This window comes from Winogradskyella undariae, from assembly GCF_013285155.1.
GTDB classification, from domain to species: domain Bacteria; phylum Bacteroidota; class Bacteroidia; order Flavobacteriales; family Flavobacteriaceae; genus Winogradskyella; species Winogradskyella undariae.
Genome location: NZ_JABTEL010000007.1, coordinates 1 through 21,554, shown reverse-complemented (window position 1 = coordinate 21,554; position 21,554 = coordinate 1). Strand labels below are relative to the sequence as shown.

Genomic DNA, 21,554 nt, shown 5'->3' with positions numbered 1-21,554 from the left:
TTTAATATTATCGTATAAATATTGTAATAGATAATCGGTAGAGAATTGATGTTTTCTATTCTTCATCTTCAATTTCATCACTTTCTTCATCTAAATCAGTTACTGTAAGCTCATCTATTTTAGAAAAAATGAAATCTCTATTAATATGACTTACATCGTTTAATGTTAATGCAGATTCATAAAGTTTTTTGGCTTTTTTAGTTTTCCCTAATTCTTCAGCAGATTGCGCTAAATAGTAAGTCCCCAACAAAGATTCTGGGTGAAGTTTATTAGCTAAGTGACCTAATTTAACAAGAGATTTTAAATCTTCACGTTGCCCTGCTACTTTTGCTACTTTTTCTATTTCAGCCTCACTAATTTCTTTTTTAATCCCAAATAATTTTTCTACTCTCTCATAGCGATCTGTTAAATAACGATCTAAAGTTCCTTCATAAGGCAATACTTTTTCTTCAAGTTCCTTCTCCCTAAGAGGATTGTAAATGTCAAAAATCTTTTCAAAAGATCTAGCAAGTGCTCCTGTTACTAAAGTATAATGAGTTTCATTTTTAAAATCATCGAAATAATATGTTAAGTGCTGATTATCTAATGTTTTAATTTGTTCATTAGTAGAAAGTATGCTTTCACGTATTTGAGGAATATCTTTTTCTGATGTTGCCATGTAATAAAAAATATCATCTTTAAAAAGCGATAAACGTTTTGACACGAAATTATTTAAAGACCCTACAAAATCTGGACTAATACATACATAGGCCTGAAAAGCAAGTGATTCTTTAAATAAATACGAATTAATAAAATTCCCCATCGTATCGTGACCAACGGCAACTCTAAATTTACTTGTGTTGTATTTTTTATCTATATAAGGTAATAATTCTTCTGAAATAAAATCGTGAAATCTTAAACCCGATTCTGTTGGCAAACCTGTTGCAGGATCATAATAAGCATCATAAAAACGATCCTCACCTTGCATAACACCAACAACTATAGAGCCTGGCATATTATCAAAATAAGTTTGAAAATCTACTTGACCAACTACCGGTTCAAATAAATAATCACCATCAAATACAACAATTACAGGATACTTTTGATCCGATTTAGAATCATAATCCTTAGGAAGTTTTATTTTTAATTTACGTTCAGTAGACAATTTTGACGAAGAAATTGTCCGGTATGTAATTTGAGCAAAAGAAGTTGCACAAAATAGACAAGCAAGGGCTATAAGAACATTTTTTCTCATAATAAGTAGGTTTAAATTCGGGAATTCAAACATACTCAATTATCACTAAAAATCGTCAAGTTGTTTCTTTTTTTCGATGAAATACACTATCTATCTATTTCATCTTGAATTTCATACATCTTATCAAGCATAATATCTTTAGTAATACTTTGAGATGGCTCTAAGAGTAAACCCGACTTATAAAGAAGTAATGCTTTTTTTAAGCTTCCATATTTCTCATTATACAACCCTGAATAATAGGCGCTTAACATAGATTTAGGAAAGGTTTTGTTAACTAATTTAGAAAGTGACTTTAAAGACTCTGAATCATCTTTTTTATTACTCGCTGCGGCAATAGCTCTAATATCGTTTTCAATTAATTTTTTCTCAAAACCGTAGAAATGTTCAATATCGTCATACTTTTTTGTTAAATACTCAAACGGAGTCCCTTCAAAAGTGAGAACTTTTTCTGAATACTCTTTAGCACTAATTGGTTTAAAAAGTGTAAAAATCTGATTTAAAGCTTTAGGAATTCCTTGTCCAACTAATGAATAGTGATTGGCATCATCAAAATCATCAAATCGATAAAGAAAATTTTCATTTTCTATACTTGTAAATAAAGCATCCGCTTCTAAAACCGCTGTTCTTACAGCTCTTATATCGGCATCTGCAGTTGCCATATAATAAAACGTTTCATGTTCTAATATAGATAAACGTTCTTTTAATCTCCCCATCATTTCTGGAGCAAAATCTGGACTTAGTGCCACATATCCTCTAAATATAGGATCGTCTTTAAATAAATAATAATTTATAAAGTTGGCACTTAAATCATGCCCTACAACAATTCTAAAGTTAGAGGCGTTATAGTTATCTTCAATAAATGGCAATAATTCAGCAGCAATAAACTCATAGAATGCAGCTCCGGTTTCTAAAGGAAAAAAAGCTTCTTTACCATAAAAGAAATCCTCTTCTCTTGTCTCTGATTGATTAACACCTACAACAATACAATCTGGAATATCTTCCCAATAAGACTGATAGTCTATATTACCCGCAATAGGTTCAAATAAATAATCGCCATCTAAAACAATAATTAAAGGATAAGAATGCTTTTCTTCTGGATTATAATTTCTAGGTAACTGAATTTTTAATTCGCGAGATCCACCAAGCCTATCAGAATCAATAGTTTTATAAATAGCTTGAGACTGGATATGTAAGCCTATAAAAAGCATGATAATAAATATGAAATAATTCTTTATAGTATACATAGACTAATAAATTTATAGAAAGGTAAAAAATATTTTATAATGTTCTATTTTTTCTATTGTAAATAGGTAAATATAATAACGATAAACCACCTAAAACAATAATAACTAAGGTTTGTGTAGACCACATAATCCACCCAAAAGCCCTACTTGGATCTTCTGCAATACCAAATATAGAAAAAGCAATAACAACAGCTTCTGGAAAAGAACCAATACCACCATTTGTTGCTGCAATACTAAAACTAGCAAGTATAAAACCTATAAGAACAGGGGTTAATGTAATGTTATTTAATTCTGGTAAAGCATTACTGGTAACATAAAACATAAGCACATACATTACCCAAATAAATAAAGTATGACCAATAAATGCCCATTTTTTCTTCATCTTAAAAATACTAAGCACACCTTCTAGAAGTCCCACAACAAATGATTTAATCTTTAAAGCAAGCTTAGACCTACTCTTTGTAATAAATAGAAGAATGACTAAAGCCGCTACAATAAGCAGCAAGCCTACTAATATTAAAGAGGAAAGATTAAATTTATCTGCAAAAAAATTATATATAAATTCAAACTCTAAAAAAAAAGCGATAGCCACTATAGAAAGAAGCATAATGGTATCTGCAATACGCTCTGCTACTATAGTACCAAAACCTTTATCAAAAGGAATCCCTTCATAATTAGTTAAGATGGTTGCTCTAGCAACTTCTCCTGCTCTAGGAATCGTGAAATTTATAAGATATGCAGAATATACAGCCATAAAGCTATTTGCAAACCGAGGCTTAAACCCTAGAGGTTCTACCATAAAAAGCCAACGATAGGCACGAGAAGCATGACTTAAAACTCCAAAAAATACGCCAAGGAGAATCCAACTATAATCAGCATCTTTAAAATACTGAACTAAGGTAGATAATGAAATTTTAGACAAAGAATACCACACCAATCCAACTCCCAAGAGTAAAGGAAAAACAACTTTTAGGATGGTTTTAGGTTGACCCACCAGTCTATTTTAAGAGATTGGTAGCTTCATCAGGAAATACTAAAGAAGGTTTAAATACTTTGGCTTCTTCAATATCCATGATACCATAAGTAATTAAAATAAGAGTATCACCTACAGCTACTTTTCTAGCCGCAGCTCCATTAAGAGTAATTTCGCCACTATTACGTGGTCCAGGGATACAGTAGGTTTCTAAACGTTCACCATTGTTATTGTTAACAATCTGAACTTTTTCACCTTGTATAATGTTTGCTGCTTCCATTAAATCTTCGTCGATAGTAATACTACCGATATAATTAAGCTCTGCACCTGTAACTTTTACACGATGAATTTTTGATTTTACAACTTGAATTTGCATGCTACAAAAGTAATTAATTTAAAGCGATATTATCTATTAATCTAATATCACCTGCATATACCGCTATAAATGCTCTATATGTCTTTTCTGTTGATTTTTCTTTTACCGGCTTTAAGGTCGCTACATCAGCAATCACAAAATACTCTAACTTTAAAAGAGACTCTTTTTTAAATTGCTCATTAACCCATTCCGTTACTATTTGTGCACTTTCTGTGCCAAACCTTACTTTTGCAGTATTAATTATTTTATAAATAAATGGAGCTACAGTTCTGTGTTCTGGTGTTAATCTAGCATTTCTAGAACTCATAGCTAAACCATCTTCGGCTCTATGAATCACACATCCTATAACTTTAACTGGTATATGGTGTAACTCTACCATTTTCTTTATAATCTGTAATTGCTGAAAATCCTTTTCTCCAAAATAAGCATAATCAGGCTTTACAATTTCAAACAAACGCTTTACAATAGTACCAACACCATCAAAATGACCTTTTCTAAAAGCGCCTTCCATTTCGTGCTCTAAACCATCAAAACTAAAAGATTCAGATACTGCCTGATCTCCATAAATATCTTCAATAGAGGGTGTATAAACTAAAATATTAGTATCACTTAATCCGCTTAACAATGCAATATCTGCATCAACACTCCTAGGATATGTAACGAGATCTTCGGGGTTATCAAACTGCGTAGGGTTAACAAAAATACTCACAACAACAAAGTCGTTTTCATCTAAACCTTTAGCAACTAATGATACATGTCCTTCATGTAACGCACCCATTGTAGGAACAAATCCTATTGAGTTTCCTTTTGTCTTCAAAGCATCTATATGCTGTGACAAATCAATTTTATTTAAAAATCTTTTCACTGTGTAACAAAAAATTTACGCGTGCAAACATAATATAATACTAGCAATCTGCCCAAATTTTTGTAATTTTGCATGTTTTTACTAATAATTACAAAAGCTGTAGATTTATGAAAGATAAACGAATATTATATGTGTCCTCGGAAGTAGTTCCATATTTACCAGAAACTGAAATTTCTTCAATGTCCTTTGAAGCACCGAGAATGGTAAACAAACAAGGAGGTCAGATAAGAATATTTATGCCTCGCTTTGGTAACATTAATGAAAGAAGACACCAGCTTCATGAAGTTATTAGACTTTCAGGTATTAATTTAGTAATTAATGATCTAGATATGCCACTAATAATAAAAGTAGCATCAATCCCTAAAGAACGTATTCAGGTTTACTTTATAGATAATGAAGATTATTTTAAGAGAAAGGCGACTTTAACGGATGAGAACGGAAAATTATTTCCAGATAACGACGAACGTGCTATTTTCTTTGCAAAAGGAGTTATAGAAACTGTTAAAAAATTAAACTGGGCACCAGATATTATTCATGTTAATGGATGGCTTGCTTCCTTATTACCACTATACTTAAAGGAGTTTTACAAAACAGAACCTTTATTTACTGAAAGCAAAATAGTAACCTCTGTATACAATCAAAACTTCGAAGGAACGTTAGATAAAGACATGATCTCTAAAGTTGGTTTTGACGGATTGAATGCTGATGCAACCGAACTATTAAAACAACCTGATTATGTTAACCTAATGAAAGTAGCGATAGATAATTCTGACGCAATCATTAGAGGATCTGAAGAATTACCTGAAGAATTAGATACTTATTTAAACGATTTAGAAAAACCTGTATTGGACTATTATTCAATTGAAGAATTTGCAGATCCATACACCGAGTTTTATACAAAAACCGTATTAAAGGGTTAAAATAAACTATGAAAAAAAACAAACTAGCTTTACAGGTTCTGTCAGTTGGTTTAATTATCCTAAGTTTTGTTGGAACCATGTTACACGGTAATAATACAACAGACGAAACAAAACGTGTGTATTTAGAAATATATTATACAGACCAAAATAATTTAAAAAAAAACCTATGTGTGGAATTGTTGGATACATTGGCCATAGAGAAGCCTACCCTATTATTATAAAAGGACTACAAAGATTAGAATACCGTGGTTATGATAGTGCAGGTATTGCTTTATATGATGGCACAAATATTAAACTTTCAAAAACAAAAGGAAAAGTTTCTGACCTTAAAGAAAAGATTGAAAATGAGATTTCTACTAAAGGAACTTTAGGTATTGGTCATACACGTTGGGCTACTCACGGAGTCCCTAATGATGTAAATTCTCACCCACATACTTCTAATTCAGGAGATTTAGTAATTATCCATAACGGAATAATTGAGAATTATGACTCTTTAAAACAAGAATTAATTAAAAGAGGATACACGTTTCAATCAGATACGGATACTGAAGTTTTAATTAATCTTATTGAAGACGTAAAGAAAAACGAAAATCTTAAATTAGGTAAAGCAGTTCAAGTAGCCCTAAACCAAGTTGTAGGAGCTTACGCTATTGCTGTTTTCGACAAAAACAAACCAAACGAAATTGTTGTTGCTAAATTAGGTAGCCCATTAGCAATAGGTGTTGGTGATGATGAGTTTTTTATTGCAAGTGATGCTTCTCCTTTTATTGAATACACTAAAAATGCCATCTATCTTGAAGATGAAGAAATGGCGATTATTAGAAGAGGAAAAGATATTAAAGTTCGAAAAATTCAGAACGATAACCTTGTTGATCCTTATGTTCAAAAACTTCAATTAAATTTAGAGCAAATAGAAAAAGGAGGTTATGAACACTTCATGCTTAAAGAAATATATGAACAACCTAGTGCTATTTTAGACACCTTTAGAGGTCGACTTCTAAGTAATGAAGCGATTATTAAAATGGTAGGTGTTGAAGATAACATGAAAAAATTCTTAGCAGCAGACCGTATTATAATTGTTGCTTGTGGCACCTCTTGGCATGCAGGTTTAGTTGCCGAATATATTTTTGAAGACTTAGCAAGAATCCCTGTTGAAGTAGAATACGCTTCAGAGTTTAGATATAGAAACCCGGTAATAACAGAAAAAGATGTTGTAATCGCTATTTCTCAATCTGGAGAAACTGCCGATACTTTAGCCGCTATAAAATTAGCAAAATCTAAAGGTGCATTTGTTTTTGGGGTATGTAACGTTGTTGGTTCTACAATTGCAAGAGAAACAAACGCAGGTGCTTATACACATGCTGGACCAGAAATTGGAGTCGCTTCAACTAAAGCATTTACAACTCAAATTACAGTATTAACATTAATAGCATTACGTTTAGCAAGAGCTAAAGGAACCATGTCTAGCTCAGAGTTTAGACAACATCTTATAGAATTAGAAATGATTCCTGCTAAAGTTGAAGAGGCTTTAAAATCTGATGCTTACGTTAAAACTATTGCTGATATTTATAAAGATTCTAAAAACTTTTTATACTTAGGACGTGGATTTAATTTCCCAGTAGCTTTAGAAGGTGCTTTAAAATTAAAAGAGATTTCTTATATCCACGCAGAAGGATATCCTGCTGCAGAGATGAAACATGGACCTATTGCTTTAATTGATGAGCAAATGCCAGTTGTAGTTATCGCAACTAAAAAAGGACATTACGAAAAAGTAGTCAGTAACATTCAAGAGATAAAATCTAGAAAAGGTAGAATCATAGGTATTGTTACAAAAGGAGACACGAGCGTAAAGGAATTAGCAGATTATGTTATCGAAGTTCCTGAAACATTAGAGTGCTTAACACCTTTATTAACTACAATACCATTACAGTTATTATCATATCACATTGCTGTAATGTTGAATAAAAATGTAGATCAACCTCGTAATTTAGCGAAATCTGTTACGGTAGAATAAACCGATTAGCATACAAATTATATAAACGGCTTAAAGTTGAATAAAATTCAAACTTAGGCCGTTTTTTTATTTATTAAAACCAACGCTCCCACTTCAAAAGTTACTAATGAAGTTTTGAAGCTTCAACTAATTATAGACCAAAAAATATTATTCAAATAATTTTTAAGCTTTATTAAAATAAACTCTAATAAGTATCAGCTATTTAAAGGTTCTAATTTAAAGGTGTTTTTCACGCTTAAAAAAGCCATAAAATTTGATGTGGTATTTAAATTAAAACTCATATCTTTGCAGCGCGAAAAACCGACGTATTCAATTTGATTGATCAGGTCTTTTTTTATATTTAAACAATTGCAAAACAAAAACATAAGAGTAATGTCAAAAGTTACAGGTAAAGTTGCACAAATCGTAGGTCCAGTTATCGATGTAGAATTCGCTACTGATTCAGAGCTTCCAAAGATTTATGATTCATTAGAAATTAATAGACCAGATGGTTCTAAATTAGTATTAGAAGTACAATCTCACATTGGTGAAGACACAGTACGTACTATTGCTATGGACTCTTCAGATGGTTTAAGTAGAGGAACAGAAGTTATAGCTACAGGTTCTCCAATACAAATGCCAATTGGTGGAGATGTTTACGGACGTCTTTTCAATGTTATTGGTGATGCTATTGATGGACTAGGTAATTTACCTAAAGTTGGTGACGCAGGTTTACCGATTCACAGACAAGCTCCAAGATTCGAAGATTTATCAACATCTACAGAAGTTTTATTTACAGGTATCAAAGTAATCGATTTAATTGAGCCTTATGCAAAAGGAGGTAAAATTGGTTTATTTGGTGGTGCTGGTGTAGGTAAAACAGTATTAATCCAAGAGTTGATTAACAATATTGCAAAAGGTCACGGTGGACTTTCTGTATTTGCAGGTGTTGGTGAAAGAACACGTGAAGGAAACGATTTACTTCGTGAAATGTTAGAGTCTGGTATTATTAAATATGGTGATGACTTTATGCATTCTATGGAAGAAGGCGGATGGGATTTGTCTAAAGTTGATAAAGCTGGGATGAAAGAATCTAAAGCGACTTTCGTATTCGGACAAATGAATGAGCCTCCTGGAGCTCGTGCTCGTGTAGCACTTTCAGGATTAACTATTGCTGAATATTTCCGTGATGGTGCTGGTGAAGGACAAGGAAAAGATGTATTATTTTTCGTAGATAATATCTTCCGTTTTACACAAGCGGGTTCTGAGGTATCTGCATTATTAGGTCGTATGCCTTCTGCCGTAGGTTACCAACCAACATTAGCAACCGAAATGGGTGCGATGCAAGAACGTATTACATCAACAAAAACAGGTTCTATTACATCTGTACAAGCGGTATACGTACCTGCAGATGATTTAACGGATCCGGCTCCAGCAACAACGTTTGCTCACTTAGATGCAACTACAGTATTGTCTCGTAAAATTGCAGAGCTAGGTATTTACCCTGCAGTAGATCCATTAGATTCTACTTCAAGAATCTTAACAGCTGATATTTTAGGTCACGATCACTATAACTGTGCACAACGTGTTAAAGAGTTATTACAACGTTATAAAGAACTACAAGATATTATTGCTATTCTAGGTATGGAAGAATTATCTGAAGAAGATAAATTAGCCGTAGGTAGAGCTAGACGTGTACAACGTTTCTTATCTCAACCTTTCCACGTAGCAGAGCAGTTTACGGGTCTTAAAGGTGTGTTAGTTGATATTAAAGAAACTATTAAAGGTTTCAATATGATTATGGATGGTGAATTAGATCACTTACCAGAAGCTGCTTTTAACCTTAAAGGTTCTATTGAAGAAGCTATTGAAGCAGGAGAAAAAATGTTAGCTGAAGCGTAAATCAGTTAGCGGTAATCAGTCGATTTAGTACGACTGTAAACTGCAACTGTAAACTAAAAGAATATGTATTTAGAAATTGTATCACCAGAAAACACATTATTTAGCGGGGAAGTTGAATCTGTCGCTGTTCCTGGCGTTAATGGTGAGTTTGAAATGTTAACCAATCACGCACCTATTGTATCTATTCTTACAAAAGGACATATAAAAGTTGCTGGTAACGCTATTCAATTAGAAAAAGAAGTTGAAGCTAAATTTACAAAATCTGATAAAGGTGTTTGGTTAGCTATCAATTCTGGAACATTAGAAATGAAGAATAATAAGCTAATTATTTTAGCAGATTAATTCAAACATTATATAAAACAAAAAAGCGCGAAATAAATATTTCGCGCTTTTTTTATGTTGTAAACTCACCTTTTTTTACAGCTTCTTTATAGCCTCAAGCTCTACTTTAAGTTCTTGAAACATCGTCATAATACTACTTAATTTCAATTCCTTTTCATCATACTCTTGCGTATTAATACAACACGTAAATTCCCAAATTTCTAAAATATTTTCTCGAGGAATTAAATAGGGTTCATAAGATTTATTATCAGAACTCAATAATAGATGAACAAGATCACCTTCCGGGATATAAACACGTTTATACACCAAACCATCATCCTTAGTTAAGATAATATAAGTCCTTCCGTTTTTAACATCGGCAATAGCTTCTACAAATTTTGCGACAATGAAAGCACCATCTTTTACCGGCAACATAGAATCTCCTTTTATAGGAAATGCACGATGCGTACCTGTAGGTAAAAATGGCAATTTAATTTTTTGAAGTTGTTCTATATATTCAGGATCATCGTACCCTGATAAATAACCAGCAGATGCTTTTGTTGGTATAATTTCAATTAAATCTTCATTGTCTTCATTAACCGTTACAGGAAACAAAACACGTTGATTCCCTATTTCTATAAAAGAAGTGTTTTTTGATTTACGTAAATCATTTTTTACCAAAATATCAATAGGAATACTAAAGTAATTAGACAAGTCTATTAAACGATCTATAGGAGGCTCTGAACGACCTTCCTCGTAAGACCCGACCATTGAACGACTCCAACTTAATTCATCTGCCAAACGTTCTTGAGAGATTTTTTTTAAGGTTCGTAAGTGTTTTATATTAACCTGAATCGGCTTCATGTAAATTTTAGTTTAGTTGTATTCGCTACAAATATAAGCAACAAAAACTACATATAGTAGCTAGTTTTAAAAACTAAAATTATTTATTAATAAAAGATAGAACTAAAATGTAAGTGATTTATATAATTTTCTAATACACCTTTTTAATCACGTTAGTTACAATTCCCCAAATCAAGAAGTTATTATCCTCTGTGATTTTTATAATGGGGTAATTAGGATTTTCGGGTTGCAACCATACCTCCCCCTTAGAGACCCTGAGGCGTTTTACAGTAAACTCACCATCTAAAAAACAGACTGCTATTTTATTGTTTGCAGGCTCTAAGCTTCGATCAATAACTAACAAATCGTTATCATCTAAACCAGCACCAATCATAGATTGCCCACTAACTTTAGCATAAAAAGTAGCTTCTTTATTTTTTACCAATTCGTCATCTAAAGACAAACGTTGCTCTTTAAAATCTTCTGCTGGTGATGGAAAACCTGCTGAAATACCAGTATCAAAAAAATTAGTCCCAGCGCCCTCAACAGCTTCTGGAGTAAAAAACGTTAAACTACCTACTGATTTTGTTTTCATTCTATGGTCGTAAAAATGGTAATCTTTAAAATTAAACTTTAGTCTATAAATATACAATATGAAAAATAAGAATTAGTACTTATTGAAGTACTAGTTCTATAAAAATTTAAGAGTCATCAAATAACGACTAAAAATAGTGGTCAAACTTCCCCCTAAATGTCAGGTTGAACGTAGCCGAAACCTACTTATAGCAAGTGAAAAACCAATCAATAGGTACACTAACAAAATGTAACCGCTTTTTATTTCACTATAATAATATCATTAATATTAGTTGTGTATCTAGGCGACAAACGTTCTTGTCTCATTTTCCAAGTTTGCTCTAAATCCTGATTCCCTAACTTTATCATATTGCTTTTATACTTTTTATTTATAGTATCGATAGCAGACATTAAAGGTTTATGCTTAGGATCTTCTTTATTGAACAAGTCTAACTGAAAATTATCTGTAGGAACCAAGCCCGTTACAATAACTCCTGCACGTTTGTATTTTATTCCTGTTTTAAAAATCGATTTCACCGCCTTTACAGCTTGTACACTAATTAATAAGGAAGAATCCGTTGGATACGGAAAACTAACCATGGCGCTTACTTTATGCTGTTCGGCATCGGTTTTATGCCGATCACTACTCAACATCACAACGATCATATGGCAACTAGAGCCTTGTTCTCGTAATTTCTCTGCACAACGGGTTGCAAAAGTAGAAATGCGTTCTTTTATATTATCAATATCAGAATAGGTATATTCAAAACTTCGGGTGGTAGCAATAGACCGTTTTGTTGCAGGTTCATCTAAAGTAATTTTAGAAATACCTTCTAGATCTTTTTTCAGATTCCACGCGGTTATAGAAAACGTTTTACGTACCCAATCATCTGGCAACTGTGTAAAATCATAAGCAGTATGACACCCTTTGGCTTTTAAGCGCTTTTCTAAACCACGACCAATACCCCAAACATCTTCAATTTTCATCCATCTTAAGGCTTTTATTCTTGAAACTTCAGAATCGATTACATAGACACCTTTCGTTTTTTCAGGAAACTTACGTGCAATTTTATTCGCCACTTTACTCAAAGCTTTCGTTGGTGCTACCCCAACCGAAGTAGGAATACCGGTCCATTTTAAAATACGCTGCCGCATCTGACCTCCGTAGTCTTCAAAATTATAATTTTCAAAACCTTTAAATTGAAGAAAAGCCTCGTCTATACTATAGATTTCAACATCTGGTGTAAACTGCTCTAGTATACGCATTACCCGACTACTCATATCGCCATACAAAGGATAATTAGATGAAAACACCTTAATACTATGGGCTTTACAAAAGCTTTCCCATTTAAAAATAGGCGCTCCCATAGGCAAACCAATTGCCTTAGCTTCATCACTACGCGAGATCACACAGCCATCGTTATTGCTTAAAATAGCAATAGGCTTTTGTTCTAAATTGGGATTAAAAACCCGCTCGCAAGAAGCATAAAAATTATTACAATCAACTAAAGCATACATAGACGGCAAAGGTACAAAAAGACCTCACCGATTTTAAAAAACCAATGAGGTCTAGTTCAAAAAAATATAAATATTTTTTTTCTCATGCGCTTAACATAAGCCATTACAGATATCTATCCTTTTTTTAATCGCCGAAACTTTATTAAAAGAAATTTTATTTTGCCTTCAACCAATCCGTTCTATTTGCCTTAGCTGCTTCAGATATATCATCTAAACTTAAAATAGTATAAGATGTATCCGCGTCTAAAATCATTTTAACAGAGTGCTGTTTTCCAAAGCGTTCATAAACAACATCGACAGTTTGATTCGGTTTTACGCTCCCTAAAAGCTTATTTAAGTCTGAAGTTGCATTGAGTGCAACACCATCAATTTTAAGTAATTTATCTCCTTTTTCAAGTCCTGCGGTATAAGCTCCAGAACCGACTAGCGTATTACTTGTAATCACTTGATTGTTTAAACGCAATCCAAAAGCAGGTTGATCTATGTTTTGTTGCAACTCAACACCAACCGTTTTAAACAAGGTTTCAAAATCGGGCATGCCGCTTTTGTAGATGTAATTATTAAAAAAGGCATCACCAAATTCAGCACCTGCATAATCGTTTAAAGTTTGCTGTAAATCAGCAATGGTATAATACCTTTCCGTCTTTCCGTAGGTGTTCCAAACCTGTTTCATATAATCGTCTAGATTCAAGTTTTCTGCTCTAAGTGATAAATCTAAAGCCAAGCCTAACATACTTCCATACGAATAATAGGAAATAAACGTATTGCTACGATTGATATCATCTACAGAACGTGCGGCATCTACAAATGGCGCTTGGTAGCTCATTTCAATAGGATTAAAAAACTGTCGTCCTGGTGAATTCCACACGTAATTAAAAGTGCCTGTCAATCCTTTTATATAATCTGCTTGTGGTATAAGTCCGGCTCTGGTTAAGGTTAAATCGTCATAATAACTGGTAAAGCCTTCAGCAAACCAAAGTTCGCCACTCATATTAGCTGCTTCAAAATTAAAGGGCTCTAAACTTTGTGGTCGTATACGTTCTACATTCCAGCAATGAAAAAACTCATGAGATACCGTACCTAAATTACGATCGGCTCCATCTGCTAGACTTCGTGTACTGGTGACAACCGTAGAATTCCGATGTTCCATACCATCCCCTGTGGCATTAGGAATGTAACAGCCTAAAAACGTATACTCACCATAATCGTAAGTTGGTAATTCTCCAAAAACTGCTTTTTGTTGTAAGATTGTTTTTTTAACCTTTTCAAAATAGGCATCAAACTCTGCTGCGGTGCCATTGTGGTGCAATGCAAAATTGATCTTTTGGCCATCCACCTCAAACGAACGGACCATATGGTCACTAATTTCCGTTGGACTATCCATAAAATACTGTAAGTTGTCAGCGGAATAGCTGTTATCTTTTAAGTGTTTTAATTGTGTAGCTACTTTCCAATTTAAATCTTTGCGTGGTTTAAATTCAATGTTGAAGGTGTCGTTTTCCAAGCTCGGAGCATACATAAAAGTCGCTGGCATATTAAGATGCGCATGGGTTTCATCAACTTGCGCATAGGTGCCATCACCATGATTGGCGTACAAAGTGTAACTCACTATGATAGTGCCATCGTGATCGTTCACGCTCCAAGAATACGGATCAGGACGTGTTGTTTCTAAAACATGACCCTTCCCATCTGTAACTTTTACGTTATAAACATTCTTAGCAAATTCGTGGATAGCATAGCGTCCTGGTGAGCTTCTAGACATTCTAAATACGGCTTCACCAGATTTTAAACCTTTAAAAGTGGCCGTGATTTCAGCTTCATGATGCACTGCATTTTCAAATGAAATGGTATAACTTGAACTTCCATCAGTTATTAATTCCGTTACCGGAGTTTTGTCTTCCTTGCAATTCACTAAACATAAAAAGGACAGTAATAAAATTAGGCTTCGCATCTATTCAATTTTTTAGACACCCAAGATACTAATTTTTAAAACCTTTTAATCCTCTACGTATTCTAATATATCACTAGGCTGACAGTCCAAAGCTTTACAAATAGCTTCCAAAGTTGAAAATCGAATAGCCTTTGCCTTTCCTGTTTTTAAAATGGAAAGATTTGCGGTTGTGATACCAACCAGTTCTGCAAGTTCATTGCTCTTCATGCCACGCTGGGCTAATATGAGGTCTAAGTTGACTATTATGGACATGATTATATGGTTAGGTCGTTTTCTTGTTGAATTACATTTCCTTTCTTAAGAACAGCAGAAAAAAGTCTAAAGAATAATCCTAAAATCATAAGCAGAATATACAAGCCTTTTGAGTCTATATTAAGATAAGTCTGATTATGAATATCACCATAGTTCATCATAAAAAATATGGAAATAAGCGAAATCACAATGCCAATTATTCCAGAGAATAAAAATAGAGATCCTGCTTTATGATAAGTAGTTACTAATTTTGAATTAAAAAAATCACCTGTTGCAAATATTTTTAAGTTTGAAATTAGCGTGAATACACCATACACAAAAATTAGCAAAGCCAAGGCTTTAGCTAAAAATACACCTTGTGTTGCTAGAGAAGGTTTACCTTGTTGCAAATGCAAAATATAAGTATCAAAAAATAACGCCAATGTTGAAATCGTCAAATTACCAACAATTGAAACAACAAGCGCTAAAAACAATAATATTATAGAGTACCTTATTTTTTTCATAATCAAACCGTTAAATCATTTTCTTCCTTAGCGTATTTCGCTACCTTAAACACCTCGCTCAATACCATAAAAAACAGCCCTAAACAAATAAGCATCACATAAGGACTTAAGCCTAAGTTTATCTTTAATTGACTTTTAAAAACCAATTGCCCTACAAAAACCAATACAGAAGAAGCAATCCCAACACTAGTAAGCAAATAACCAATCTTATAAAAATTGACTATTACATCCATATGAAAAGGTTTAACCTTCTGAAAATAACGCAAGGTTTTCCTAAACAGATACACACAATAAATAGTTATAAAAGCCAAAGCAATAAAGACCAAGCCAAATAACTGTGCAGCCATTAAAGAGGTTTCAATATTAGACGTATCTGTATCCAATATCATATTCAAAGATTCTGGCTCAATAAACATGTAAACTGCAAAAAATGCAAGTAGCAATAGGGCAGGAATACAAGTCACTATCCAAACAAAATCTATTAAACTTTTTAAAATGATTAATTTTCGCATTGTAAATAATTATATAGTTAAGTCGTTTTCTTCTTTTATAGCCTTAGTATCTCTAAGTACAGTACTCATTAGCATTAAAAATAACCCCATCGCAATTATTAATAAATAGACTAATGTTTTTTCACTTAAACCAAGTATAACTTGCCGTTTATAGAACATATTACCAATCTCATCAATAAACCATAAAGCGATTGAAGAAAAAACCATAAGTTTCCCCGAATTGAACATGCCACTTATAAGTTCGGTATTATAAAAATCATTTTTTAATAACCATTTTGTCGCCTTTCTTAATCTCCAAAGCGCAACGACAAAAGCAACATAAACACCAAGTTTCAGAAAAGTAAAACGATAAAGCATGGCTTCCGTTTTATAAATTAATGCATCTTCTTCTATACCGATAAAATCTTGTTTGACACCAAAGAGAATCATTGCGAAATAGAAAATCCCTAAACCAATGCTAATTAAAATAAGAATAATAATAACATTTAGTATCGCATAAAGTGTTTTTGCAGAATTCATAATTATCGTTTTACGATAACAAATATACATAAATTATCGAAAAACAATAATTTATTATTAAAAAAAGATAATTATTATAATGGACCTGTGAGATTTTAAAAAACTAACAGGCCTTTAAGTCTTTTTTTATATTTGAAGCAGGAAACATCCATAACTCGCTCTTGACACCCAAGGGAATGATAAAATGAATGTACCATATGACCGATAAAAAACAATACATATAAACACATGAAACCCAACACCATCATTTCAGAAAGTGCGAGACCTATTTGGCAAATACCTATTGCTGCTTTGTTTTTCACGATGGCTTTCGGGATTATGGGTTACAAAATATTTCTTTGGGCTACGACAGATCGTCCACTCGGTATACGAATCATAGATTTTGAAGGTGTTATTTATTTCGCAGGTATTGGTGCTAGTTTTTGTTCTAGAAAACGAATTCATATCGATATTTCAAATTCTAGATTTAGACCAACCATAGAGGTTGGACCTTTAAAAATAGGATCTTGGCAAACCATTAAAAATTACCAATACGTCTCTGTATTTCATCAACCGATAGAAGGTGGTGATTATATATTTGAAGTGAATCTGTGGTACGACAACAACAAGCATTTTGAATTGTACGAAGAAAACAACTACAAAGAAGCTTTTCTCATTGGCTATGAACTTTCAGAACAATTAAACATCGATTTATTAGATGCTACAGTTCCTAATGACTTTAAATGGATAGATAAAGACGAGTGGAAAGCTAAAATGACAAAAAATAATATAGAATAAAGTTCTTTTAAACCATTCTGGTTTTTAAAAACTTAACAGCTCAACAAAAGATTACACTACCTTTACAAAATGCAAGACACCTTTGTTACCATAGCTAGATTTCAATATTCTTCTGAAGCAGAAATTATGAAAGGCCGACTAGAATCAGACGGCATTCAAGTCTTCTTAAAAGATAATATCACCATTGATACCGATCCTTTAGTAAGCAATGCCATTGGTGGCATCAAATTAAAAGTCTTAGCTAAAGATGAAGACATAGCAAGAGAAATTTTACAATCCATTCAACAATATTCTGTAGATAATGAAGGGGAACCTATCACCTGCCCTAATTGTAAAAAAAACCGTATTGAACTCTATTCTACCATCACTAATTTTAAATCCTTAGTCGCTTTTCTTATTGGTTTCCTAACCGGAACCTTACCTTTCAGTACGCGTTACCAATACAAATGTGAGGATTGTAAAACCGAATTTCCGTTTAAAAATTAAGCACCTTATCATAAGCGAGTTTCAACTTCTTTATCACAATACCGAGTTCGTCTTCGTTCAAATGTCCAAAACCAAAACGAATAGCACAGGTGTTTTTATCTTGATATAAAATAGTTTTTGGCAGACATAAATCAACTTTTTCTGCTTCTTCAGCAAGCTTCACTAAAGAAATGGTTTCTACAAACTGCAACCATATAGCCAAACCTCCCAAAGGTTTTTCCCAAATGATAATCCCTTCAAAATAAAACGCCAAATAATGACACAAACAATCACGACGCTGCTTATAAGTCACGATGTTTTTTTTCTTTAGTCTATAAATTTCACCTTCAGAAATAAGCTCGGACAACATCTGCTCTTGTATTAAATCGCCTTGTTTATCTAATAATTGCAAGTAATTTTTAGCTTCTTGAATAAAATTTTCTGGAGCCACCACAAACCCTGTATGAAAACTTGGAAATAACGATTGCCCTAATTTACCCAAATAAATAACCATACCATGGGTGTTAGCACTTGCCATGGGTAACATGGCTGAACCATCAAACTGAAAATCGTAATCATAATCATCTTCTATAATGGCAAACCCATAAGTTTTTGCCAATGCTAACAACTCTAAACGGCGTTTAGCACTCAGAGTTACCGTTGTAGGATAGTCTCTATTAGCACAGACATATACACAACGAATACTTTTTTTTACAAAATGTGTTCGTATATAGTCTACATTTAAACCTTCTTTATCTACCGGAATGGTTCGAATGGTAGCACCTGCTTCTTGAAAAATCATGTTGGATGCATAATTACTTAACTGTCCAACAAGTACCAAATCATTTGGTGTTATTAAAAGTTGAGACACCACATAAAGATTCATCTCAGTACTTCGCGTATTCATTAAATTATCCGAATTAATATGAAAGCCTCGTGTGGCATTCAAATAATTACAAAGCTGTGTGCTAAAAACAGAAGGCGTTAAAGCTGACGTTTTATTCCATTTATTAATAAGGGGCTTACGTTTCATCGCTGCACTATACCATCTAGAAAATTGATGCACAGGATGCAATCTTAAATCGGGTTGCCCGTCGTTAATAGTATATTTCGCGGTCGTTTCTTGTGTTGTGGAAGCCAAATGAAAGGACTTCTGAAACGGAAAACCGGCTACTTTTGCGTATGTATAAGCATGATCTAAATGTTGCGTTGTAGCTTTAATTTTAGTCTCAGATGTTTCAGGAAGCAAAACAAAAGTCCCTTTATTAGCTACAATATCGACCCAACCTTGTGATGCTAATTCTTCGTAAATAGCAACAGCTGTATTTCTGTGAATATCTAGCACCTTACCGAGTACCCTAGTTCCTGGCAATTTGCTACCTTTATCTAAATAACCACGTTGTATCGCATTTATAATTTGCTGAGCAACTTGCACATATACAGGTGGCACAATAGTTTTATCAAAAGTGACAAGTTGTTTTATAATTTGACTAACCGGACTATTCATTGTTTTAAAACTGGACTACTTTAATCGTCCGGAAAGTTACGACTTTTGCAGCGTTCAAAAGAAACCATATGTATAATGTAAGTTTTGAACCTTAACAATTTATTGCAAAACACCAATTAATGAAAAACACAATCTATCTTTTCACAGCTCTTTTAATCACTTGTTTTAAGCTCAATGCACAAGAGCAAGAAGTAAAAACAGATTCCTTAAGTGAAGTCGTTATTACCTCAACACGAATTGATTTACCTTTCAAGGAAAACTCAAGAACTATAAATATTATCACTGCTGCAGATATTAAAAGCAGCGCTGCTATTACCGTTGTAGATTTATTACAGCAAGTCGCTGGTGTAGATATTAGACGTCGTGGAACTGGCGGAAGTCAGGCCGATTTATTTATTAGGGGTGGCGGATTTGACCAAACCCTTTTATTAATAGATGGTATTAAAATGGACGATGTACAAACAGGTCACAATACCTTAAATGCGGCTGTACCAATTGAAGTGATTGAGCGTATTGAAATTATTAAAGGTCCTGCGGCTCGTGTCTTTGGACAAAATGCATTTACAGGCGCTATCAATATCGTTACAAAATCGACGTTAGACAATTCGGTTTCGGCAAGTGTAGAAACGGGGTCTTTTGGACAACTTAATGGTTCGGTAACCGTGGGTTCTGAATTAGAGAATTCTACACACATACTCCATGTGGATAGAATGACTTCAGAAGGCTACCGCAGTAATTCGGATTATGATAATTCTAATTACTTTCTAAAAAGCACGTTTAATAAAAATGCGCAAGCTATTGAAATGATCACCACGTTTTCGGAACGTAAATTTGGGGCTGAAAATTTCTATACCACGAGTCCTGATTTTAATGAATATGAAGAAACTCAGAATAGTTTAATCGCTTTTACCACAAAGTTTCAATCTGAAAAACTTAAAATTCAACCACGTATCTACTGGAAACGTAACCAAGATATTTTCCTTTTAAAACGTTTTGAACCTAATTTCTTTAGAAACGTTCATATTTCGAATAAAATAGGAGCAGAAGCGAATGCCTCTTACACCTCTAAACTAGGGGTTACCGGATTTGGTATTGATATGTCTAAAACCTATTTACGCAGTAATAATTTAGGAGACCGTAATCGTTTTATGACGACCGTTTTCTTAGAACACCGTTTCCAATTTATAGATGACCGTTTAGATATTACACCTGGAGTTGCCGTAACGTATTTTTCAGATTTTAAATTTAATGGGTTCCCAGGGCTAGATGTTGGTTTTGATATCACCAATAATTTAAAAGCCTACGGAAATATTGGTTTCACTTACAGAATACCAACTTACACAGATCTCTATTACAACGACCCAAGAACCATTGGTAATGCAGACCTAGAACCCGAAGAAGCTTTTTCTCAGGAAATCGGAATAAAATACAATGCTCATAAAATTAGAGCAAGCCTATCTGTTTTTAATAGAGATGCCACTAACCTTATCGATTTTGTGAGACCCAATACGGTTGATGAAATTTACACAGCCACCAACATTGCAGAAGTCAATACCAAAGGATTAGAATTAGATGTTGCTTACAATTTTAACGTGAAGAACTACAAACAAACTTTAGCTTTTGGATATGCGTATTTAGACGATAATATTTTAGAACAAAACGAAGAATTATCACGTTACTCTTTAAACACTTTAAAACATCATTTTACAACAAGATTAAGCACTAAATTATTCAAAAACATAAACCAAAATATCATTTACAAATATGCAGAACGTACCACCGGACAAACCTATAATGTTTGGGATGCCTCTATTGTAATGAGCCTAAAACAAGTAGAGCTTTCGGTAACTGCAAGTAATATTTTTGATGCAGATTATATAGAATCTGGCTACACACCAATGCCTCCGAGCAACGTGTTATTTGGTATGCGTTATAAATTCCGTTAATGGTTTTTATTCCAATTGTCATTCCTGAAAAAGCAGGAATCTAAAGCTACACTTATAAAAATAAATTGAAAATTTTAAAATCCGCAATGCTATTAAATGCTTTGCGGATTTTCTGTTTCCGCATAAGTCTTCTTTTTAATTATTCTATTTTGTCATTCCTGCGAAGGCAGGAATCCACTTCTATCCTCTATCTATCCAAAATATATGATTACTACCAAAACGTCACTTCGAGTAATTATTTGTAACGCAGTGAAAAATAATTGTATCGAGAAGCAACCAACAATCAGTTCTCGATAAACCTCCTACGTCGGAACTCGAACTGACGACATAACATTAACTCACACAAAACATAGAAACATA

Annotated in this window: 21 protein-coding genes; 7 read left to right on the top strand and 14 right to left on the bottom strand. The window is 33.3% G+C overall.

Features of this window, described 5'->3' with window-relative positions:
* Positions 1 to 55 precede the first annotated feature (55 nt).
* The 5 genes from HSX10_RS10805 to panC all read right to left on the bottom strand — a co-directional run bounded on the left by HSX10_RS10805 (position 56) and on the right by panC (position 4,692).
* Positions 56 to 1,234: an alpha/beta hydrolase gene (locus tag HSX10_RS10805; RefSeq protein ID WP_173588239.1), complete on the bottom strand. Its 1,179-nt coding sequence runs from the start codon at positions 1,232 to 1,234 to the stop codon at positions 56 to 58.
* Between the two features lie 86 nt (positions 1,235 to 1,320).
* Positions 1,321 to 2,478, bottom strand: coding sequence for an alpha/beta hydrolase (locus tag HSX10_RS10800; RefSeq protein ID WP_217363262.1), 1,158 nt, complete (start codon positions 2,476 to 2,478; stop codon positions 1,321 to 1,323).
* A gap of 34 nt (positions 2,479 to 2,512) precedes the next feature.
* The gene (locus tag HSX10_RS10795; RefSeq protein ID WP_173588238.1) at positions 2,513 to 3,472 is read right to left on the bottom strand and encodes a lysylphosphatidylglycerol synthase transmembrane domain-containing protein; all 960 of its coding nucleotides are present in this window, start codon (positions 3,470 to 3,472) and stop codon (positions 2,513 to 2,515) included.
* Between the two features lie 4 nt (positions 3,473 to 3,476).
* The gene (gene panD, locus HSX10_RS10790; protein ID WP_173588237.1) at positions 3,477 to 3,827 is read right to left on the bottom strand and encodes an aspartate 1-decarboxylase; all 351 of its coding nucleotides are present in this window, start codon (positions 3,825 to 3,827) and stop codon (positions 3,477 to 3,479) included.
* Positions 3,828 to 3,840: 13 nt separating this feature from the next.
* The gene (gene panC / locus HSX10_RS10785; protein WP_173588236.1) at positions 3,841 to 4,692 is read right to left on the bottom strand and encodes a pantoate--beta-alanine ligase; all 852 of its coding nucleotides are present in this window, start codon (positions 4,690 to 4,692) and stop codon (positions 3,841 to 3,843) included.
* 107 nt (positions 4,693 to 4,799) lie between these two features.
* Here panC and HSX10_RS10780 point away from each other — a divergent pair, with 107 nt between their 5' ends.
* The 4 genes from HSX10_RS10780 (at position 4,800) to HSX10_RS10765 (ending at position 9,849) form a co-directional block, all read left to right on the top strand.
* Complete coding sequence (locus HSX10_RS10780) at positions 4,800 to 5,612, top strand: glycogen/starch synthase (RefSeq protein ID WP_173588235.1); 813 nt, start codon at positions 4,800 to 4,802, stop codon at positions 5,610 to 5,612.
* A gap of 166 nt (positions 5,613 to 5,778) precedes the next feature.
* Positions 5,779 to 7,626 carry a glutamine--fructose-6-phosphate transaminase (isomerizing) gene (glmS, locus tag HSX10_RS10775; RefSeq protein ID WP_173588234.1) on the top strand — a complete coding sequence of 616 codons (1,848 nt, stop codon included), beginning with the start codon at positions 5,779 to 5,781 and terminating at the stop codon, positions 7,624 to 7,626.
* A gap of 372 nt (positions 7,627 to 7,998) precedes the next feature.
* Positions 7,999 to 9,507, top strand: coding sequence for a F0F1 ATP synthase subunit beta (atpD, locus tag HSX10_RS10770; protein ID WP_173588233.1), 1,509 nt, complete (start codon positions 7,999 to 8,001; stop codon positions 9,505 to 9,507).
* Between the two features lie 63 nt (positions 9,508 to 9,570).
* Positions 9,571 to 9,849, top strand: a complete 279-nt coding sequence (locus HSX10_RS10765; RefSeq protein WP_173588232.1) for a F0F1 ATP synthase subunit delta/epsilon — start codon at positions 9,571 to 9,573, stop codon at positions 9,847 to 9,849.
* 75 nt (positions 9,850 to 9,924) lie between these two features.
* Here HSX10_RS10765 and HSX10_RS10760 read toward each other — a convergent pair whose 3' ends face one another.
* The 8 genes from HSX10_RS10760 to HSX10_RS10725 form a co-directional block, all read right to left on the bottom strand.
* Positions 9,925 to 10,692: an XRE family transcriptional regulator gene (locus HSX10_RS10760; protein ID WP_173588231.1), complete on the bottom strand. Its 768-nt coding sequence runs from the start codon at positions 10,690 to 10,692 to the stop codon at positions 9,925 to 9,927.
* Positions 10,693 to 10,822: 130 nt separating this feature from the next.
* Entirely contained in the window at positions 10,823 to 11,266 is a 444-nt protein-coding gene (locus HSX10_RS10755) for a LexA family protein (RefSeq protein WP_173588230.1), read from the bottom strand.
* A gap of 239 nt (positions 11,267 to 11,505) precedes the next feature.
* Complete coding sequence (locus tag HSX10_RS10750; RefSeq protein WP_173588229.1) at positions 11,506 to 12,762, bottom strand: Y-family DNA polymerase; 1,257 nt, start codon at positions 12,760 to 12,762, stop codon at positions 11,506 to 11,508.
* 154 nt (positions 12,763 to 12,916) lie between these two features.
* Positions 12,917 to 14,713 (bottom strand): M61 family metallopeptidase, encoded by a 1,797-nt coding sequence (locus tag HSX10_RS10745; protein ID WP_173588228.1) that lies wholly within the window; start codon positions 14,711 to 14,713, stop codon positions 12,917 to 12,919.
* A gap of 45 nt (positions 14,714 to 14,758) precedes the next feature.
* Positions 14,759 to 14,965 carry a helix-turn-helix domain-containing protein gene (locus HSX10_RS10740; protein WP_173588227.1) on the bottom strand — a complete coding sequence of 69 codons (207 nt, stop codon included), beginning with the start codon at positions 14,963 to 14,965 and terminating at the stop codon, positions 14,759 to 14,761.
* 2 nt (positions 14,966 to 14,967) lie between these two features.
* The gene (locus HSX10_RS10735; protein ID WP_173588226.1) at positions 14,968 to 15,468 is read right to left on the bottom strand and encodes a DUF2975 domain-containing protein; all 501 of its coding nucleotides are present in this window, start codon (positions 15,466 to 15,468) and stop codon (positions 14,968 to 14,970) included.
* Positions 15,469 to 15,470: 2 nt separating this feature from the next.
* Complete coding sequence (locus HSX10_RS10730; RefSeq protein WP_173588225.1) at positions 15,471 to 15,980, bottom strand: DUF2975 domain-containing protein; 510 nt, start codon at positions 15,978 to 15,980, stop codon at positions 15,471 to 15,473.
* Between the two features lie 9 nt (positions 15,981 to 15,989).
* Entirely contained in the window at positions 15,990 to 16,499 is a 510-nt protein-coding gene (locus HSX10_RS10725; protein ID WP_173588224.1) for a hypothetical protein, read from the bottom strand.
* A gap of 228 nt (positions 16,500 to 16,727) precedes the next feature.
* On the opposite strand from HSX10_RS10725, the gene HSX10_RS10720 reads away from it, so the two are divergent.
* Both HSX10_RS10720 and HSX10_RS10715 read left to right on the top strand, forming a co-directional pair.
* Entirely contained in the window at positions 16,728 to 17,276 is a 549-nt protein-coding gene (locus HSX10_RS10720) for a hypothetical protein (RefSeq protein WP_173588223.1), read from the top strand.
* Between the two features lie 69 nt (positions 17,277 to 17,345).
* On the top strand, positions 17,346 to 17,762 hold the full coding sequence (locus tag HSX10_RS10715) for a putative signal transducing protein (protein WP_173588222.1): 417 nt from the start codon (positions 17,346 to 17,348) through the stop codon (positions 17,760 to 17,762).
* Here the strand turns inward: HSX10_RS10715 and HSX10_RS10710 are convergent.
* The gene (locus HSX10_RS10710; protein ID WP_173588221.1) at positions 17,752 to 19,248 is read right to left on the bottom strand and encodes an aminotransferase-like domain-containing protein; all 1,497 of its coding nucleotides are present in this window, start codon (positions 19,246 to 19,248) and stop codon (positions 17,752 to 17,754) included. The genes HSX10_RS10715 and HSX10_RS10710 overlap by 11 nt on opposite strands.
* Before the next feature lie 119 nt (positions 19,249 to 19,367).
* Here HSX10_RS10710 and HSX10_RS10705 point away from each other — a divergent pair, with 119 nt between their 5' ends.
* Positions 19,368 to 21,194, top strand: coding sequence for a TonB-dependent receptor plug domain-containing protein (locus HSX10_RS10705; protein WP_173588220.1), 1,827 nt, complete (start codon positions 19,368 to 19,370; stop codon positions 21,192 to 21,194).
* Positions 21,195 to 21,554 lie beyond the last annotated feature (360 nt).

What these genes read in the sequence shown, in the direction of transcription:
- HSX10_RS10805 (WP_173588239.1), bottom strand. Translation starts at nt 1,234, where the DNA reads ATGAGAAAAAATGTTCTTATAGCCCTTGCTTGTCTATTTTGTGCAACT.
- HSX10_RS10800 (WP_217363262.1), bottom strand. Translation starts at nt 2,478, where the DNA reads ATGTATACTATAAAGAATTATTTCATATTTATTATCATGCTTTTTATA.
- panD (WP_173588237.1), bottom strand. Translation starts at nt 3,827, where the DNA reads ATGCAAATTCAAGTTGTAAAATCAAAAATTCATCGTGTAAAAGTTACA.
- HSX10_RS10780 (WP_173588235.1), top strand. Translation starts at nt 4,800, where the DNA reads ATGAAAGATAAACGAATATTATATGTGTCCTCGGAAGTAGTTCCATAT.
- glmS (WP_173588234.1), top strand. Translation starts at nt 5,779, where the DNA reads ATGTGTGGAATTGTTGGATACATTGGCCATAGAGAAGCCTACCCTATT.
- atpD (WP_173588233.1), top strand. Translation starts at nt 7,999, where the DNA reads ATGTCAAAAGTTACAGGTAAAGTTGCACAAATCGTAGGTCCAGTTATC.
- HSX10_RS10765 (WP_173588232.1), top strand. Translation starts at nt 9,571, where the DNA reads ATGTATTTAGAAATTGTATCACCAGAAAACACATTATTTAGCGGGGAA.
- HSX10_RS10760 (WP_173588231.1), bottom strand. Translation starts at nt 10,692, where the DNA reads ATGAAGCCGATTCAGGTTAATATAAAACACTTACGAACCTTAAAAAAA.
- HSX10_RS10755 (WP_173588230.1), bottom strand. Translation starts at nt 11,266, where the DNA reads ATGAAAACAAAATCAGTAGGTAGTTTAACGTTTTTTACTCCAGAAGCT.
- HSX10_RS10750 (WP_173588229.1), bottom strand. Translation starts at nt 12,762, where the DNA reads ATGTATGCTTTAGTTGATTGTAATAATTTTTATGCTTCTTGCGAGCGG.
- HSX10_RS10745 (WP_173588228.1), bottom strand. Translation starts at nt 14,713, where the DNA reads ATGCGAAGCCTAATTTTATTACTGTCCTTTTTATGTTTAGTGAATTGC.
- HSX10_RS10740 (WP_173588227.1), bottom strand. Translation starts at nt 14,965, where the DNA reads ATGTCCATAATAGTCAACTTAGACCTCATATTAGCCCAGCGTGGCATG.
- HSX10_RS10735 (WP_173588226.1), bottom strand. Translation starts at nt 15,468, where the DNA reads ATGAAAAAAATAAGGTACTCTATAATATTATTGTTTTTAGCGCTTGTT.
- HSX10_RS10730 (WP_173588225.1), bottom strand. Translation starts at nt 15,980, where the DNA reads ATGCGAAAATTAATCATTTTAAAAAGTTTAATAGATTTTGTTTGGATA.
- HSX10_RS10725 (WP_173588224.1), bottom strand. Translation starts at nt 16,499, where the DNA reads ATGAATTCTGCAAAAACACTTTATGCGATACTAAATGTTATTATTATT.
- HSX10_RS10720 (WP_173588223.1), top strand. Translation starts at nt 16,728, where the DNA reads ATGAAACCCAACACCATCATTTCAGAAAGTGCGAGACCTATTTGGCAA.
- HSX10_RS10715 (WP_173588222.1), top strand. Translation starts at nt 17,346, where the DNA reads ATGCAAGACACCTTTGTTACCATAGCTAGATTTCAATATTCTTCTGAA.
- HSX10_RS10710 (WP_173588221.1), bottom strand. Translation starts at nt 19,248, where the DNA reads ATGAATAGTCCGGTTAGTCAAATTATAAAACAACTTGTCACTTTTGAT.
- HSX10_RS10705 (WP_173588220.1), top strand. Translation starts at nt 19,368, where the DNA reads ATGAAAAACACAATCTATCTTTTCACAGCTCTTTTAATCACTTGTTTT.